This is a genomic window from Undibacterium sp. Ji49W (assembly GCF_049340205.1).
Taxonomy (GTDB): Bacteria; Pseudomonadota; Gammaproteobacteria; order Burkholderiales; family Burkholderiaceae_D; genus Undibacterium.
Window position 1 is genome coordinate 528,592 of record NZ_JBMPOW010000001.1, and the last position, 16,895, is coordinate 545,486.

12 protein-coding genes are annotated in these 16,895 nt (G+C 51.9%); 6 read left to right on the plus strand and 6 right to left on the minus strand.

The window, feature by feature from the left end:
- The first annotated feature begins 210 nt into the window (after positions 1 to 210).
- On the plus strand, positions 211 to 999 hold the full coding sequence (locus ACO0LK_RS02285) for a helix-turn-helix domain-containing protein (RefSeq protein ID WP_422971765.1): 789 nt from the start codon (positions 211 to 213) through the stop codon (positions 997 to 999).
- Here the strand turns inward: ACO0LK_RS02285 and ACO0LK_RS02290 are convergent.
- The 6 genes from ACO0LK_RS02290 to ACO0LK_RS02315 all read right to left on the minus strand — a co-directional run bounded on the left by ACO0LK_RS02290 (position 972) and on the right by ACO0LK_RS02315 (position 8,077).
- Entirely contained in the window at positions 972 to 3,296 is a 2,325-nt protein-coding gene (locus tag ACO0LK_RS02290) for a patatin-like phospholipase family protein (protein ID WP_422971767.1), read from the minus strand. The two genes, ACO0LK_RS02285 and ACO0LK_RS02290, sit on opposite strands and share 28 nt — an antisense overlap.
- A 195-nt stretch (positions 3,297 to 3,491) precedes the next feature.
- Complete coding sequence (gene rimJ / locus ACO0LK_RS02295; protein WP_422971769.1) at positions 3,492 to 4,040, minus strand: ribosomal protein S5-alanine N-acetyltransferase; 549 nt, start codon at positions 4,038 to 4,040, stop codon at positions 3,492 to 3,494.
- A 43-nt stretch (positions 4,041 to 4,083) separates the two neighbouring features.
- A complete protein-coding gene (locus tag ACO0LK_RS02300) occupies positions 4,084 to 5,028 on the minus strand; it encodes a hydrogen peroxide-inducible genes activator (protein ID WP_422971771.1) in 945 nt (314 codons plus the stop codon).
- A 204-nt stretch (positions 5,029 to 5,232) separates the two neighbouring features.
- Complete coding sequence (locus tag ACO0LK_RS02305) at positions 5,233 to 6,144, minus strand: SDR family NAD(P)-dependent oxidoreductase (protein ID WP_422971773.1); 912 nt, start codon at positions 6,142 to 6,144, stop codon at positions 5,233 to 5,235.
- 160 nt (positions 6,145 to 6,304) lie between these two features.
- Entirely contained in the window at positions 6,305 to 6,679 is a 375-nt protein-coding gene (locus tag ACO0LK_RS02310; RefSeq protein ID WP_422971775.1) for a hypothetical protein, read from the minus strand.
- Positions 6,680 to 6,757: 78 nt separating this feature from the next.
- Entirely contained in the window at positions 6,758 to 8,077 is a 1,320-nt protein-coding gene (locus tag ACO0LK_RS02315; protein ID WP_422971777.1) for an amidohydrolase family protein, read from the minus strand.
- A 256-nt stretch (positions 8,078 to 8,333) separates the two neighbouring features.
- On the opposite strand from ACO0LK_RS02315, the gene ACO0LK_RS02320 reads away from it, so the two are divergent.
- The 5 genes from ACO0LK_RS02320 (at position 8,334) to ACO0LK_RS02340 (ending at position 16,870) form a co-directional block, all read left to right on the plus strand.
- Positions 8,334 to 8,726, plus strand: coding sequence for a hypothetical protein (locus tag ACO0LK_RS02320; RefSeq protein ID WP_422971779.1), 393 nt, complete (start codon positions 8,334 to 8,336; stop codon positions 8,724 to 8,726).
- 611 nt (positions 8,727 to 9,337) lie between these two features.
- A complete protein-coding gene (locus ACO0LK_RS02325; protein WP_422971781.1) occupies positions 9,338 to 12,136 on the plus strand; it encodes a TonB-dependent receptor in 2,799 nt (932 codons plus the stop codon).
- Positions 12,137 to 12,314: 178 nt separating this feature from the next.
- A complete protein-coding gene (locus ACO0LK_RS02330; RefSeq protein WP_422971783.1) occupies positions 12,315 to 13,823 on the plus strand; it encodes a tryptophan halogenase family protein in 1,509 nt (502 codons plus the stop codon).
- A gap of 85 nt (positions 13,824 to 13,908) precedes the next feature.
- Positions 13,909 to 15,108: a cation:proton antiporter gene (locus ACO0LK_RS02335; protein ID WP_408058855.1), complete on the plus strand. Its 1,200-nt coding sequence runs from the start codon at positions 13,909 to 13,911 to the stop codon at positions 15,106 to 15,108.
- Positions 15,109 to 15,505: 397 nt separating this feature from the next.
- Complete coding sequence (locus ACO0LK_RS02340) at positions 15,506 to 16,870, plus strand: MFS transporter (protein ID WP_422971786.1); 1,365 nt, start codon at positions 15,506 to 15,508, stop codon at positions 16,868 to 16,870.
- Positions 16,871 to 16,895 lie beyond the last annotated feature (25 nt).

Below are 16,895 nucleotides of genomic sequence, written 5' to 3' on the forward strand. Positions count from 1 at the left end.
TTGCGCGACAGTGATGTGACAGGCAGGGTCTTTTTGAGAATCCCTGAGCAGTTTCACGACGGGTTGAACTTCACACTGTTATTGCGAGTCGAAGTGTCGCAATAATTAAAATTACGTACCATAAAATTACTAAAAGCATTGTTTATTACTATTTTTAGTATTGAAATACGGTACTATTTGCAAAATTTAACTTTTCCTCAGGAAGCGTTCATGAGTTCACCCGAATTGGTCTTGAAAGTCTTGCGTTCAGAATTGCGGGCAGCAGGCGTGACATACAAAATGCTGGCAGAACGCATAGGCATGAGCGAATCCAGCATGAAGCGCATGTTCGGGCAAAAGGACATGAGCCTTTCGCGTCTGGCAGAAATCTGCAAGGCAGCAGGCATCGCTATGGAAGATATATTGCGGCAGGCAGCGGATGTCACACCGCAATCTGACACCCTCAGCCTTGAGCAGGAACAATCGCTGATGGCTGACCCCAAGCTCTTGCTGGTGGCAATTTGCTGTCTTGGACACTGGACGCTGGAACAGATCATCGAAACCTATCACATGTCCGAATCGGAATGCATATTGCAAATGATTGCACTCGACAAGCTGGCCCTGATAGAACTGCGCCCGCATAACCGTTATCGCCTGAATGTGTCGCCCGCATTTCACTGGCGTCCGGATGGCCCGATACAGCAATATTTTCGTGATGTGGTGGTCAGCGATTACTTCGCCGGCAGCTTTGACGGGCCTGGTGAAACCCTGCTGTTTGTACCGGCAAGGGTTTCTTCACACAGCGCACAGGAACTGGTGCAAAAGATCCAGCAACTGGCAGCCGAGCTGGCCAGGCTGCATCAGGATGACCGGCGCCTGAAGCCGGAAGAGCGTGATGGGTTCACCTTGCTGGTGGGTTTCCGCTCCTGGGAGTTTTCAGCCTTCACTGCGCTGCGCCGCCCGGAAGCAGCGCCCGCTGTCAAAAGCCTGACTCACCAGATAGGTCCAAGGAAAAGATAAAGCGAGGAACCGTTGCCGCGGGTTGCTCCGGCGGCAAAAAACAGTGGGCCAAACCGGGTATCAATCGATATGTGGGCGCTGGCTGCCTGCTTCAGTGTATTGAAGCGTAGCGGCTGGGTATCGCCATAGGCATTGCCGATCTCGGCAGAAAAGCCCAGCCGTATGGCACCGCCCACCGTGCTCGGAAGTGAACCTATCTTGCGTGCCAGCAGTATACGGCTGAATGCGGTGGCATTGCCCGTCAGTGAATTATTTGCCGTACCGGACAGACGCAAGAATCCACCCAGCGGATTTGGTGCGCTGCCGCGCTGCGATTTACCCCATTCGCCATACACGTGACCAGCCCATTCGCCGAACTGAAAGGCCGTCAATACATCGATTTCTGATTGTGCCTGAGATGGTTCGCCCGGTCCTTTGGACGGTGCTCTTTCCCAGGTTGCCGCGATACGATTCCCACGGCTTGGGTAAGCCAGTGAATCCAGTGTATCGAGCTGGAAATTGACAAATTGCGTCGTATCAAAATAACGCACACTGTCCTGGCTGGTATTGGCTGGCAGCAGCAAATCGATTTTACCAAAACCTCGCGTTATACCTGCTTCTATCTTGCCCCAGTTGTCCAGCAGACGACCAAAGCTCATGGTTGCCTGGGTGGCACGCACACCGACACGGGCAATCTTGCGGCCATCATTAAACAAGTCCAGGCTTTTGCCATTGTATTGGATGGAAGGGGCCAGGAACCAGGGTGACCCTGACCCAATGGGCTGCCAGAACTGCATACCCAACTGACGTTCGCTGCCTATGCGCGCGACGCTGCGCAGCTCAGCCCCGTAACTGTTGAGTGATGAAGCGACATGCATGAGACTTAAGGCGAAGCGGTTTTCGTCTGCAAAATCGCTGGTCAGCTCCAGGCCCACGCGCAGGCGGTTACGACTGGAATTGGATTCTGTTGGCCGTATCAACACATTGCGCTTGCCTTCCGCATCGGTGATAACGGTTTCCACATTATCGATGTCGCCGCGTCCATACAAGCGTGCAGATGCCTGTCGTATCTGTTCTGGCGTCAGTACCTGCCCTTCCTGTAGGCCGGTTTGGGTGATAAGGGCCTTGGGGTTGATATAGCGAGGGCCTTCCACTTCCACCTTCGCCAGTGGCAGTTTGCCGGTGCTGGGTTTGGCGGTCAGTGTGCCAGTGGAGCGTTGGTATTCAAAACTGGCATATTGTTCGTCCGTAACGCGCAGGGCAGCCAGTTTATCGGCCATTTTATGGGTGGCGGCTTCGCCTGCCTTGATGGATTTCACATATTCACCAAAGTCGAGAAAACTGATGCCGGATAATTCTGGCGCAATCAGAATATCGTTGCTACGCAGATCCTTGATCGAACGCTGTACATTCTGTTCGGTCAGAATTTGCAGCATTTGTTTGGTGACTTCAATCGCACTGTTCAATTCATTTTCTTTTGCCAGTGGTGTACCAACATTGACTGCAATCACAATATCGGCGCCCATGGAACGCGCCAGTTCTACCGGCAGATTGCTGACCAGTCCCCCATCTACCACCAGTTTCTGTTTGATACGTACTGGCGCAAATACACCAGGCAGTGCCAGTGAGGCACGCATGGTCATTAGCAAAGGTGTGTCGTTCAGTTCTACCATGTCTCCGGTCAGCAAGTCAGAAGCGACAGAGCGGAAAGGCAGCGTTAGTTGATCAACCGGCTGGTCGCGCATGCCTTCCGGCATCAGACGGGTCAATGCATTTTCCAGCGCCGCATTACCGGCTGCCGCAGGGGGCAGGAAGACGCCGGATTTGGTCACGGCAAATTCTATGCGGGAAGGTAGTAGAAAATCTTCTTCCTTGCGCCGGTAATCGAGGTCATAACGGGCAGGGCGGTCGGCCAGCACGTTGTCCCAGTTGGTATCACGGACGATCTGTTCAAGTTCGTCAGCAGAACGGCCGGCTGCATAGGCACCACCAACAACGGCACCTATGCTGGTGCCTACGACCATATCTACCGGCACGCGCAGTTTGCGCAGGGCACGCAAGACGCCGATATGGGCAAAGCCACGGGCACCACCGCCAGACAGGACCAGCGCGACCTTGGGGCGCGGGTTGGCAACAGAACTGGTATTGGCTGCTGGCGATGCTTCAGTAGCGCTCTGGGCTTGACTGGAAAGAGGAAAAATACTGGCCACCAGAGCAACCAGCACGACCATGTGGTTCAGCGACAGACGCAGCAGCGCCGGGTTAGTCTTGCAATAGTCTCTTGGTAACAAGTGCAGAAACGAGCGTAGCGATGACATGGATACTGCTTTCTTTAGAAAGGCGATGATGACGTGGCAGTGGAATAGACCGCACAATGCTCATCTGGTTTCGCAAAAGACCGCAGTATATACGGAACTATACCTAAGCCATGGCAATAATGAATAAAATGGCAATGTGTTGCGGGTTGCGGGTTGCGGGATGCGGGCTACGGGCTGCGTGTCTGCCCAGGCAGCTCAGGTTTGTTCTGCGGTATTGACCAGGGCGGTCAATACATGGTCACGCCAGACACCATTGATTTTCAGGTAGGACTTGGCGTAGCCTTCTTTTTCAAAACCCAGTCGAGTGAGCAGGGCAGCGCTGCGCTGGTTTTCCGGCACGTAATTGGCCATGACGCGGTGCAGATTATGTGCATCGAACATATACCGGATGCCGGCCTGTACCGCTTCAAACATGTATCCTTGTCCCTGCTGTTTTTCACCTATGGCATAGCCAAGGTGGCAGGCCTGGAAGGCACCGCGCACGATATTGCTGAAATTGCAGATGCCTATCATTTCCTGACCCTGGCATACCGCAAAATGCACTGCCAGCCCGGCTTCCATCAAGCGTGTACTGGCCAGCAGGCGTTCTTCGCATTTTTCCAGCGAAAAGAAAGCCGTATCACGAGCCGGCTCCCAGGGGGCCAGATGCTCGCGATTGTTCAGTAGATACTGCTGCAGCAATGTGGCCTGTTCCGGCAAAAGTACCCGCAATTGCAGGCGCGCGGTGGCGATAGCATCCATCATCAACATCGTCTTTAACAACAAGGGGTAATAGAATTATTACGTGTTACTGGCCACTGGGCGCTTCATCGAGCATGGTGACGCCGGGCAAATCACAAGCCAGTACGGCCTGGCGTATGGCCTCAATGGCAGCCTGGCGGGTAAAGCTCTTGCGCCAGGCTATCACCACGCGGCGGTCAGGTGCTGGTGCCGTGAATGGAAGATAACGCAACATACCGTCACGTGCATCCATGTCAGGCACCGAAGCCATAGGTAATACTGTAATGCCTATGCCGGAAGCCACCATATGACGTATGGTTTCCAGTGAAGATCCTTCAAAGGTTCTGGCGATGCCATCACCGGTGGTAGAAAAACGTGACATCTCAGGGCAGACTTCAAGCACCTGATCGCGGAAACAGTGACCATTTCCCAGCAAGAGCATGGTTTCTGACTTGAGTTCTTCGGCGGATACTTCGCTGCGTTCTGCCCATGCATGGTCTTTGGGCATGGCGACCACGAATGGTTCGTCATACAGTGCCTGCACCACCATACCGTGGTCGGGTATGGGCAGGGCGACGATGGCTGCATCCAGTTCACCCTGGCGCAGCAATTCCATCAGTTTGACGGTAAAGTTCTCCTGCAATACCAGTGGCATCTGCGGCACCTGCTGTATCATGGTTTTGACCAGCGTGGGTAGCAGGTAAGGGCCGATGGTGTAGATGACGCCAAGACGGAAAGGACCAGCCAGCGGATCCTTGTTTTGCTTGGCAATTTCTTTGATGGCAGCAGTTTGTTCCAGCACGCGTTCGGCCTGGGCGACAATCTGCGCGCCCAGTGGCGTAGTCGAGACTTCCGTGCCACCGCGTTCAAAGATGGTGACGCCCAATTCATCTTCGAGTTTTTTGATGGCGACGGACAGCGTTGGTTGCGCAACAAAGCAGGCTTCAGCCGCATGGCCAAAGTGCTTTTGCCGGGCAACCGCAACGATGTATTTTAATTCTGTAAGTGTCATGCCGATAGTTTGGCACAGACTGCGGGCAGCGTCAGCAAGTGCTTGGCTCCGGATCTATATTTTTTTCTATTTTCACAAGAAAATGGGGGAGTATCTTTGGATAGTCATACCCGACAGGCATGGGATTGCTGAATTCGCGGATACTCTGGCTTGTCCCTAAATTGTAACCGGGCACCCCGATAACGGCCGATGCCCGGTTTTGGCTCAGGCCTTGAGCTGGCTCATGGCCTTGCTCAGCTCCAGATGACCTTGTGCCGCTCCACTTTCCGGCACGGTTTCTGCGTCGCGCTGCCTGACTTCGCTCAGGCGGGCTGCCAGTTGTTCAGGGGCATCGCCGCCCCTGCCTACCCATACACCCTGAGTCATGGTGATATGGGCTGCTTCAAAGCTGCCAGCGCCAGCGCACAGAATAGCGCGAGTCGGCGCCTGTTCAGACGCCAGCACCAACATCGCCGGAACGATATCGGATGGTTGCAGGGCTTTCAGGATTTCTTCCGGGAACAAGGCTTCTGTCATGCGGGTGGCTGCGGTTGGTGCCAGGCTATTGACGCGGATGTCATACTTGGCGCCCTCCAGCGCCAGAGTCTGCATCAGGCCGACCAGCGCCAGTTTGGCAGCGCCGTAATTCGACTGGCCGAAGTTGCCGTACAGGCCGGACGACGAAGTCGTCATCACGATGCGACCATACTTTTGTTCAGTCATGATGGGCCAGACTGCTTTGCAGCAATGCACGGCTCCCATCAGATGCACGTCCAGTACCAGTTTGAAATCGGCGATATCCATTTTGGCAAAGCTCTTGTCGCGCAGGATACCTGCATTATTGATCAGGATATCGACACGACCCCATTGTGCCATGGTGTCAGCTACCATCGCCTGTACAGCCTCAAAGTCGGTGACCGATGCGCCATTGGCGATGGCTTCGCCACCTGCTGCACGGATTTCTTCCACCACTGCCAGGGCAGCGGCAGACGAGCCACCTGAACCGTCACGCGCACCGCCGAGGTCGTTGACGACCACTTTGGCACCGCGTGCCGCCAGCGCCAGCGCATGTTCACGCCCAAGTCCACCACCTGCACCAGTCACGATGGCAACACGGCCTTTGAAGTCGATAGTCATTGTTAGTCCTTATTTATAAAAAGTGCCTGCTTGTTGGCAAGCAGGCAGAGTCGTTAAAGAGATTTTGTATGATTTACTTGTCGTCTGATCATTCTGCTATCCAGCTATCTGGCCATCCGGAGGCACAGGATGCACTGGTCCGGAATGGATGGCGACGTGTTTATTTGCTGGACTGCATTTGTGCATCAATATCTGCCAGGCATTCACGTCCACGTTGTGTGATGAGCAGCTTGCCAGTATCTGCATCCACTTCCACATGTGCTTTTTTGCCGAGGAAGGTGGCGACCGGGCCGGGCAGGGCTGTGTCGGGGTCATTGGCGATGGCGCGCAGACCATCTATGCATTGCTTGATGAACAGGGTTTGACGGCCGTTTTCAGTCAGTTCCAGTGTGCCGTCCTTGCGGTATGCCATCAGCTTGATACCGCACAGGCGCTTGGCATTGCGACTGATGCAGACGCCTGGTTTGCTCTGGCGTGGTAACTTGCTTAATTGCTCAAGGGCGTCGTATTCATCTATGCTTAATTTGTGACTCATTGCTGCTTTCCGGAGTGGTTGAGGGCGTGATGCCCTCATATGTTTGAATTGTTTGAATTGTTTGAATTGTTTGAATTCTTATTTTGTTGCTGTTTTGTAGATGCTGCCGTTTTTCATGACAAAAGACACCTTGGTGAGGACGGTGACATCCGCCAGCGGATCGGCTTCTACCGCGATCAGGTCCGCAAATTTACCTGCCTTGATACTGCCGATTTTTTCTTTTAGTCCCAGCAGATCGGCTGCATTGATGGTGGCTGCCTGTATCGCCTGCATGGGTGTCATGCCATATTTGACCATATAATAAAATTGTTTGGCATTGTCACCATGCGGGTAGACGCCTGCATCGGAACCAAAGGCCATGCGTGCACCACCGAGCAGGGCAGCGCGGAAGTTGTCACGCTGCTTCTGGCCTATTTCCCTTTCTTTTTCCAGTGACTCTGGCAAGAAACCAGCTTTCTCACCTTCGCCCAGAATATAGTCATCATTATAGATATCCATCACCAGCCAGGTGCCATGCTGTTTCGCCAGTTGTATGCCTTCGGCATCGATCAGGCTGCTGTGTTCGACCGAATCTACCCCGGCGCGAATGGCATCGCTGATGCCGCTGGCGCCGTGGGCATGGGCCGCCACCTTGCGCCCCAGCTTGTGTGCTTCCTGTACGATAGCCTGCATTTCCTCCAGCGTATATTGCTGTGCGCCGGCGGCGTCACCCTTGGACAAGACTCCGCCGGTAGCACAAATCTTGATCTGGTCGGCACCATACTTGGCCATTTCCCTGACCTTGCTGCGCGCTGCCCAGGGGCCGTCTGCAACGCCCTTGCCAACGTCATTGTATTCTGGCGGCAATAAATTATTGTCGCAATGGCCACCCTTGATGCCTAATGCATAACCGGATGCAAGCACCCGTGGACCGGGGAAGTCACTATCATTGATGGCATCGCGCAAGGCGACATCGGCAAAACCTTCAGAGCCGACATCGCGTACGGTGGTAAAGCCGGCATTCAGGGTGTCGCGTGCTGCCCTGACACCATATAGTGCGGCCCTGACATTGGATGTGCCTAGCGAACTATAGCCGTGCTGGCGTGGATTGCTGGTCAGGTGGGTGTGCGCATCAATCAGGCCGGGAAGTACAGTCGCTTTCGACAAATCTATCACCGTGGCATTGACCGGTATGCTGGTCGTCGCTAAAGGACTAATGGCGGCAATGCGTTCGCCATCAATCATGATCAGTTGATCACGCAAGACTCTAGCATTTTCAACATCAATCAAACGGCCTGCCTTGATGGCGATCAGTTGTTTTGCAGCTACTTTTTCCTCGGCAACTGCAGTAGCAGAAACAAGCAGCAGGCTGCTGCAAAACAGGCTGGTGAAGACGTGTTGCATCTGGTTTTTTTTCATTATTCTTACCCTTGTTGTGTTTTTCGATGAGTATCCCCGTCGAATATAACATAGCACCCATGGGGAATTTGATCGCTGTGACTGATCTCAGGGTAAATTGACTGTTTGTCACGACGGTGTTCAGGTGGAAAGTGCGCAGAAGATCGGCGCAGAACTTTGACGGGTTTTAAGCGGGACCTTGATAAACCGGGGCATTGCAGTCAGCCCGGCCTTCAGGTATGTTGGCAGTATTTCCGTTCATATTTCCAGGCATGTCATGTTGATCTTTATTGTTATTGCTGCCACGCTGTTGATGCTGGTCAGTGTCTGGGGTTTTGTTGGCATCTGGCGCTTTGCCAGATCGGGTGCGACACCAAAGAACTGGAAGAAGCTGGTTTTTTCTACCCTGGGTGCGGGCCTGCTGCTGGGACTGATTTCCAGCCTGGCAACGTTCTGGATGCTGTTTCCCTATCCGAACAGTATGGGCCCGGGCTGGTTTGCCGGCCTGCCTTACGTGGCGGTGTATGTAGATGCCAACGACAATTATTACCACTTCAGTTTCACACAGGTAAGCGTGATTGCGAATGTCTGCTTCTGGTTTTTATTGCCATTCGCTCTTTTGCGTGTGTACGGCGCCATCTGGCGGCGTCAGCAGCTTGGTGCAGAATAAAACTGCCAGGTACTTTTCAAGCGCTTAAGAATGTTTCCGCACCCTGATCGGGTGTGTCGGCTTATCACTGTTGCTGATCTGGCCGTGGTTTCGCATATTGCACTCCACAGGTAATTTCGCCTTGTTTCTCCTTCCTTATATCTCCTTCCTTATTTCTTCTTCCTTATTTCTTCTTCCTTATTTCTTCTTCCTTATTTCTTCTTCCTTATTTCTTCTTCCTTATTTCTTCTTCAATACCGGCCCCCGGTGCTTTTCACGCATTTACGTGCGATGGGCAAGTTCACACCAAATAAATACGGGCTTTAGGACGTATACATTAAAAAAGTAAGTAGTCCAATTACATAAAGTAGTCTAACTACATATTAAACTTTGCTGCTTTGTGGGGCATTCGCAACATGTTCAGGCGCAATTAGAGCCTTTCCTCATATGAATCTATATTGGTTTGTGTATTTTCCTTGTAGTTTTTTGTAGTCTTCGTTTGACATTGAATCTAGTTTTAGTACAGAATCCATTTCGGAACGTTGGGTTCTGATTGCTGGGCCGGAATGTTGGGTTTCTGTCTGGCAGCTCGAAGAGTGCAGGTCATATATAAAAGTGTGAGGGGACATTACATGAAACATGCTACGCAAAAGCGTCAGCAGGGCGGAGCTCTGCATCGTTTTTCTTTTAAGTTGAGTCCGGTTGCGGCCGGATGTGCAGTGTTGATTTTTGGTTTGACTGACATCGCGTCAGCGCAAGAGGCGGTAGACAACACCGTCGTGGTCACGGGTATCCGCAAGGGTATTGAAGAGGCAATTTCCATCAAGAAAAATTCCAATTCCATCGTTGAAGCCATTTCCGCAGAAGACATCGGCAAATTGCCAGATGCCAGTGTGGCCGAATCGATTGCCCGTTTGCCTGGCGTCACGGCGCAGCGTAGCCGTTCGTCGGGCAAGGCGGCTGATGTCAGTGTGCGTGGTCTCTCGCCCAGTTTCAACGGTTCCTTGCTGAACGGTCGTGAACAGGCATCTACCGGCAATGCGCGCAGCCCGGAATTTGATCTGTTTCCGGCAGAACTCATGGGTTCTGTGCTGATCTATAAAACACCGGATGCAGCTCTGGTTGGTCAGGGTCTGGCCGCTACCATTGATCTGAATACACTCAAGCCGCTGGACTTTGGCAAACGTGTTTTGGCGGCAAGCTATCGCAAGCAACGCTCAGGTGTGCAATCAGGCTCCGAAGAGGGCACAGGCGATCGCGCATCATTCTCTTATGTGGATCAGTTTGCCGACCGTACCATCGGTTTGTCACTGGGGCTGACCAAGTTCAAGGAAGATGGCGGCGGCCAGCAAAAATTTGATTCCTGGGGTGGTTATGCGCCTTTGGTAGACTATAACGGTGCCAAGGTTGCCGCACCTGGTGGCTTTAAATCCGATACCGAAGTCAGTAAAAACAACCGCGATGGTGCTTCGCTGACCTTGCAATACAAGCCAAATAAAAACTTTAAATCTGCGGTCGATGTATTTTATTCCGCCGGTTCCACCAGTTTGAAGAAAACCGGTCTGGAAGGTGCAATTGCCGGTTCTGCCGGTGGCTATGACCCGGATGGCGTGCTGAGCAATGCCACCATCGTGAACGGTGTTGCCACAGCTGGTACTTTCAGCAACTATAAAGGCGTAGTACGCAATCATAAGGAAAGCGCCGACGACAAGCTGACATCGATAGGCTGGAACAATGAACTGAAACTGGATGAATGGACGGCGATTGCCGATCTGTCCTATTCCAAGGCAGTCAAGCACAGCAAACGCTATGAAACCACAGCCGGCCAGCCCGGTGATGCAGCTTCTCTGGGTTCGATTTCGTACACCGGTTTTAATGGCAGTAACTTTGCTGACGTCAAGTACACCACGAGCCTGAACTATGCTGACCGCAATGTCGCCAAACTGACAGACGTTGATGGTTGGGGCGGTGGCCCGAACACGCCGCAAGCCGGTTATGTCGCCCTGCCGGATATTAACGACAAAGTCAGCAGCATACGTTTGATCGCAAAACGTGACCTGAACTTCGGTCCTGTCGTGGCGGCACAGTTTGGCTTCAATTACACTGATCGCGACAAGGCACGCACGGGTCAGGAAGGTCGCCTGGTCGTCAAAGGTGGTGGCGGCTATGCATCCGCAGCAGTGCCTGGCAGTGCTGTCGCAACAGCTGGCACAGTGGGTTTGCCTATCGTCTCTTTCGATCCGGATAATTCTCTGGGTTCGATTTACGAACTGGCGCGCTGGGTGGATGCTTCGGTGCTGGCAAAAGACTGGTCCGTGAGTGAAAAAGTCACGACAGCCTATGCCATGGGTGACCTGGACGGCCAATTGATGGGCTTTAATTACCGTGGCAATTTTGGTGGACAATTCATTCATACCAATCAAAACTCTACCGGCAACCAGGTTGATCTGGCGAAGTGTACCGGCATTACCGCTGCCACCTGCCCCTTTACAACCGTCAGTGGCGGCAAATCGTATTCTGATTTCCTGCCCAGCCTGAATGTGTCGTTTGACCTGGGTAAAGAACAATTCCTGCGTTTGGGTATGGCCAAGGTCTTGTCGCGTGCGAATATGGATGACCTGCGCGCCAGCCAGGAATTTGGCGTTAATAACGGCGGTCCTTATCCTATCCTGACAGGTAGTGGCGGCAATGCAGAGTTAAAGCCTTTCAGTGCAAAAGCTTTTGACCTGTCATATGAAAAATATTTCGGCAAGAAAGGCTATTTCAGCGTTGCCGGTTTCTATAAGCAGCTTGATACTTATATCTACCGCGCACCTCGTTCATTTGACTTTAAACCTTTCGTCAGCGCCAATACACCTTTACCTTTGAGTGGCCCGTACAAGGGTTCCACCATGGGCTTGTTGACTACACCGCAAAATGGCACGGGTGGCAGTATTTCCGGGTTTGAAATTGCATTGAATATTCCTTTCTCGCTGATCACACCTGTGCTTGACGGTTTTGGCGTGATGGTGAATCATTCGGACACCTCCAGCCAGATCACCCTGCCGGCAATTGGGTTTGGCACCACGAATATCAGTGCCGCCAATATTCCTTTGCCGGGTTTGTCCAAACGTGTCAGCAATCTGCGCCTGTATTATGAAAAAAATGGCTTCCAGATTGCTATCGCAGGTCGCAAGCGTTCCGACTTCCTGGGACAGATCAGCGACTTCCAGGATAATCAGCAACTGACTTTTATCAAGGGGGAAACGATAGTCGATCTGCAAATGTCGTATGAATTCCAGACTGGCTGGCTGAAAGGCTTGTCGGTGCTGGCGCAGGCAAATAACTGGAACAATGCACCGTTCCAGCAGTACAACACTGACCCCAGTGTGATCACTGACAAGATTGTGTACGGCAGGACTTATTTATTCGGTGTGAACTATAAGTTCTGAACCGGATTGCAAACAAGCCGCTGTCAGCATAATGCCGACAGCGCTTATGTTTTAAAAACTGCCGACCAAGCCTGAGATGTCATTCATTTGAATTCGTATTCAAATGCGTGTCGCCTCCAGGCTTGGTCGCTTTCTTTTATGCAGGGGATTTGTTTTTCAGGTGTTGCAGGGGACAAAAATGCAGAATACAAATATAAAAAATATTGTAGTGGTTGGTGGTGGTACGGCAGGCTGGATGACGGCGACTGCACTGGCAACGGTATTGCAGGGGCAATACCGGATTCATGTCGTGGAGTCGGATGAAATTGGTATTGTCGGTGTCGGTGAGGCAACCATACCGATGATACAAAGATTCAACCAGGTGGTTGGCATTGATGAAAATGAGTTCCTGCGAGAAACCCAGGGCAGTTTCAAGCTGGCCATAGAATTTGTCAACTGGGGCAAGCCGGGTGATCGCTACATGCATGGTTTTGGCACCATAGGCCAGGACCTGGGAACCGTGCGTTTTGACCAGTACTGGCAAAAAATGCGCAAGCAGGGCAAGGCGGATGAGCTGGCCGCATATTCAATCACGCGCATGGCTGCCAGAGCAAACAAGTTCATGCCGGCGCGGCATGATGTACCGAATTCACCGCTTAACCAGATCGCTCACGCCTACCATTTTGATGCCAGCCTGTATGCGCGTTACTTGCGTAAAGTTGCCGAGTCGCGCGGTGTCGTTCGTACCGAGGGCAAGATTGTTTCAGTCAGTCAGCGTGAAGCTGATGGTTTTGTCGATGCCGTCACGCTGGAAAATGGTCAGCGCATCAGCGGTGATCTGTTTATTGATTGTTCTGGCTTTCGCGGTTTGCTGATAGAACAGACCTTGCAGACAGGTTATGAAGACTGGTCACATTGGCTGCCATGCGACCGGGCGCAGGCAGTTCCCTGTGAATCGGCAGCAGAATTTTTACCCTATACCCGCGCGACGGCGCACCGTGCAGGCTGGCAATGGCGCATACCCTTGCAGCATCGTACAGGCAATGGCCATGTGTATTGCAGCAAGTACGTCAGTGATGATGAGGCAACATCGGTTTTGCTGGACAATCTTGATGGCAAGCCCTTGGCCGATCCGCGCGTGATCAGGTTCAAGACCGGCATGCGTAACAAGGCCTGGAACAAGAATGTGGTAGCGATAGGACTTGCCGGCGGGTTTCTGGAGCCATTGGAATCGACCAGTATTCATCTGATACAGTCGGCGATTGCGCGTCTCATCGATTTCTTTCCTAATCAGGGTTTCAATGCGGTTGATATTGCGGAATACAATCGCCAGTCGCGCCTTGAATATGAACGTATCCGTGACTTCGTGATTTTGCACTACAAGCTCAATCAGCGTGAGGATTCCGACTTCTGGAAAGACTGTGCCAGCATGCAGGTGCCAGACAGTCTGCAGCACAAAATAGATTTGTTCCGTGCTACCGGCCGCTTGCTGCGCATTGACAATGAATTGTTTGCCGAGGTGGGCTGGTTGCAGGTGTTTGAAGGACAAAATTTAGTCCCTGAAAATACCAATCCTCTGGTAGATTTACAGACCGAAGCGGATACGATCGACTATCTCGAGAGTGTGCGTGAAGTAGTGCAGAAATGTGTGGCCATCATGCCGGATCATGCTGCCTATATTGCCCAGTATTGCGCGGCCAGAAGTTAAGCAATACAGGTGCGGGGAGACGCCGCCAGAAAAGGCGGTGCATAAAAATATAAACCTAAATCCAATCAAAATTATGCATACAGGGATGAGCACCACCGAGATTTTCTTGATCGCGATGTTTGTGATTTTTACCTTGCCCTACCTGATCTGGCGGGTAGGAAAAACCGACTATTATGCCCCACTGGTCGTAGTGCAGATTATCACTGGTATCTTGCTGGGGCCTGGCGTGTTGGGCGCCATTTTTCCGGATTACTATAAATTTGTGTTTAATCCCCAGGTGATACAGTCGTTGAATGGTATTGCATGGTGGGCGGTGATGATTTTTGTCATGGTTGCCGGAATAGAACTGGACTTGAAGAAGGCCTGGGAACACCGGCGTGAAAGTACCATTACCGCAGGCCTGGCACTGGGCATGCCTTTGCTGTTTGGTTGTGTTGCCGGCATGGGTTTGCTGACCATGGATGGTTGGATGGGACCCAAGGCCATGAGCTGGCAATTTGTACTCGGGGTGGGCATGGCGTGTGCGGTAACTGCCTTGCCTATCCTGATATTGTTGATGGAAAAGCTGGAGATTTTGCGCCAGCCCATAGGTCAGCGCATCCTGCGTTATGCCAGCCTGGACGATATTGCCATCTGGGGCGTGCTGGCGATTATCTTGCTGGACTGGACCCGGGTAGGGCGGCAAGTTGGTTTTCTGTTGTTATTTGCCATCACTACCTATTTGTTCCGCAAGCTCATGGTCTGGTTGCAAGAGCGTGATCGCTGGTACGTGGGGCTGATCTGGCTGGCTGCCTGCAGTTTTGCCGCGGACTGGGCTGGTCTGCACTATATGGTGGGCGCTTTCCTGGCCGGGGCAGTCATGGATGCACACTGGTTTAACCAGGAAAAAATGGACTTGATGCGCCATCATGTGCTGCTGGCCATCATGCCGGTGTTTTTCCTGAGCACAGGCTTGCGTACCAACTGGGCCATGGGTGGTGTTGCCGTGTTTGTTGCCGCAGGTGTGTTATTGGTCGCTTCGGTTGCCGGTAAGCTGATAGGCATACAGGTGGCAGGCAAGATACTGAAATGGGAAAAGGGCGAGGCTTCCATCATAGGCTGGTTATTGCAGACCAAGGCCCTGATCATGATTATCTTCGTCAACATTTTGCTGGATAAAAACATCATCACCAGCGAGACTTTTACCGCCTTGCTGTTGATGGCCATCGCCAGCACCATGTTGACCGTGCCTGTCGTGTATCCGAAATTGCAGAAAATGAAGGAGCTTATTTTCAGGAGCAAGTAACACGCCTGACAGTTTAGCTTTGCGATAGAAAATGCCCGCTGCTTTAATGAAGGTAGCGGGCATTTTTCCTTATGCTTTCAGGCCTTTCTGGCAAGATGGAGCAAGCGACGAAACACATGTAAAAATATGGGTAGTATTGCTACAACCATCTATTTTCAAATCTCACTCTGCTTTGAATTTTCTATTTAAAAGTTGCTTTAAAATTCTTTGTAGTTGCCATTGAAAATTTATGTAGTTTGATTACATTTTGCTGTGGTAGTATTTCAAAAATGCGGGCTTGGTATGGTGACTTTGTTGGGAAGTCGTTTTCTGCCGCCAAGCGATGCCGCAACAAGTAGAACTCATCCTTATTTATGAAATGAGTTCTAATTGATAATAAATCTGGGGACACAACACCATGCAAGTATCTGCATACAAACCACGCCTGTCGTTCTGGCAGTTGTGGAATATGAGTTTCGGTTTCTTTGGTATTCAATTCGGTTTTGCGCTGCAAAATACCAATACCAGCCGCATATTTTCTACCCTGGGTGCAAATCCGGATGATCTGGCATTGTTCTGGCTGGCCGCACCCATCACGGGTTTGCTGGTGCAACCGGTCATCGGCTATCTGAGTGACAATACCTGGCATCCATTTTGGGGCCGTCGGCGACCTTTCTTTTTTATCGGTGCGATACTGGCTTCGGTCGCGATGTTCCTCATGCCCAATTCCACGGCCTTGTGGATGGCGATTGCCGTGTTGTGGATGATGGACAGCGCCATCAATATATCCATGGAGCCCTTCCGTGCCTTTGTCGGTGACAAACTCGACGTGTCGCAACAAACCGCCGGGTTTGCCATGCAGACTTTCTTTATTGGTTGCGGTGGTGTGATTGCTTCGTTGTTGCCGACGATATTTACAGATTATCTGGGTGTCAGCAATGTGCCGGTAAATGGAGCCATACCCGACACCGTCAGGTATTCCTTCTATTTCGGCGGTGCGATCTTTGCCTTGTCTGTCATGTGGACCGTATTCACCAGCAAGGAAATTCCTCCGGCTGATCTGGAAAAATTCAAACAGGAACGCACAAACAATCAGGGCATAGGCAAGGCGATATCGGAAATCCTCGGCGGCTTCACCAAAATGCCCAGGACCATGGTGCAACTGGCGCTGGTACAGTTTTTTACCTGGGTCGCCCTGTTTGCCATGTGGGTGTATACCACGCCTTCGATTGCGCAAACGGTGTTTCATACCAGCGATGCACAGTCAGCGGCCTTCCAGGAAGGGGGTAACTGGGTAGGTATCATGTTTGCCGTGTACGGTGGCGTATCTGCACTGGCAGCATTCCTGTTGCCGGTATTGGCGAAAATGACCAGCCGCAAGTTTGTCCACATGCTGTGCCTGGTGATTGGCGGTGTCAGCCTGGTAAGCATCTTCCTGATTTCATCGAAGCAAATGCTACTCTTGCCCATGGTGGGTGTGGGTATCGCCTGGGCCAGTGTATTGACCATGCCGTATGCGATATTGGCCGGTGCCCTGCCTGCCAATCGCATGGGATATTACATGGGCCTGTTCAATTTCTTTGTAGTGATACCGCAGATCATTGCTGGTGTCGTGCTGGGCGCAATATTGAAACATGTGTTTGATAATCAGTCAGTCAAGGTTTTGATGCTGGGCGGCTTTTGCATGATACTGGCGGGCTTGCTGACCTTGCTGGTCAGGGATGAAGCAGCCGAAGCTGCGTCAGGCATTGACAAGACGGCAGCCAATGCTGCTGTAGTTTAATCCATAGCACCGTCCGGGACTCATC

What these genes read in the sequence shown, in the direction of transcription:
- ACO0LK_RS02310 (WP_422971775.1), bottom strand. Translation starts at nt 6,679, where the DNA reads ATGAGTCACAAATTAAGCATAGATGAATACGACGCCCTTGAGCAATTA.
- ACO0LK_RS02325 (WP_422971781.1), top strand. Translation starts at nt 9,338, where the DNA reads ATGAAACATGCTACGCAAAAGCGTCAGCAGGGCGGAGCTCTGCATCGT.
- ACO0LK_RS02285 (WP_422971765.1), top strand. Translation starts at nt 211, where the DNA reads ATGAGTTCACCCGAATTGGTCTTGAAAGTCTTGCGTTCAGAATTGCGG.
- ACO0LK_RS02290 (WP_422971767.1), bottom strand. Translation starts at nt 3,296, where the DNA reads ATGTCATCGCTACGCTCGTTTCTGCACTTGTTACCAAGAGACTATTGC.
- rimJ (WP_422971769.1), bottom strand. Translation starts at nt 4,040, where the DNA reads ATGATGGATGCTATCGCCACCGCGCGCCTGCAATTGCGGGTACTTTTG.
- ACO0LK_RS02335 (WP_408058855.1), top strand. Translation starts at nt 13,909, where the DNA reads ATGAGCACCACCGAGATTTTCTTGATCGCGATGTTTGTGATTTTTACC.
- ACO0LK_RS02315 (WP_422971777.1), bottom strand. Translation starts at nt 8,077, where the DNA reads ATGAAAAAAAACCAGATGCAACACGTCTTCACCAGCCTGTTTTGCAGC.
- ACO0LK_RS02330 (WP_422971783.1), top strand. Translation starts at nt 12,315, where the DNA reads ATGCAGAATACAAATATAAAAAATATTGTAGTGGTTGGTGGTGGTACG.
- ACO0LK_RS02300 (WP_422971771.1), bottom strand. Translation starts at nt 5,028, where the DNA reads ATGACACTTACAGAATTAAAATACATCGTTGCGGTTGCCCGGCAAAAG.
- ACO0LK_RS02320 (WP_422971779.1), top strand. Translation starts at nt 8,334, where the DNA reads ATGTTGATCTTTATTGTTATTGCTGCCACGCTGTTGATGCTGGTCAGT.
- ACO0LK_RS02340 (WP_422971786.1), top strand. Translation starts at nt 15,506, where the DNA reads ATGCAAGTATCTGCATACAAACCACGCCTGTCGTTCTGGCAGTTGTGG.
- ACO0LK_RS02305 (WP_422971773.1), bottom strand. Translation starts at nt 6,144, where the DNA reads ATGACTATCGACTTCAAAGGCCGTGTTGCCATCGTGACTGGTGCAGGT.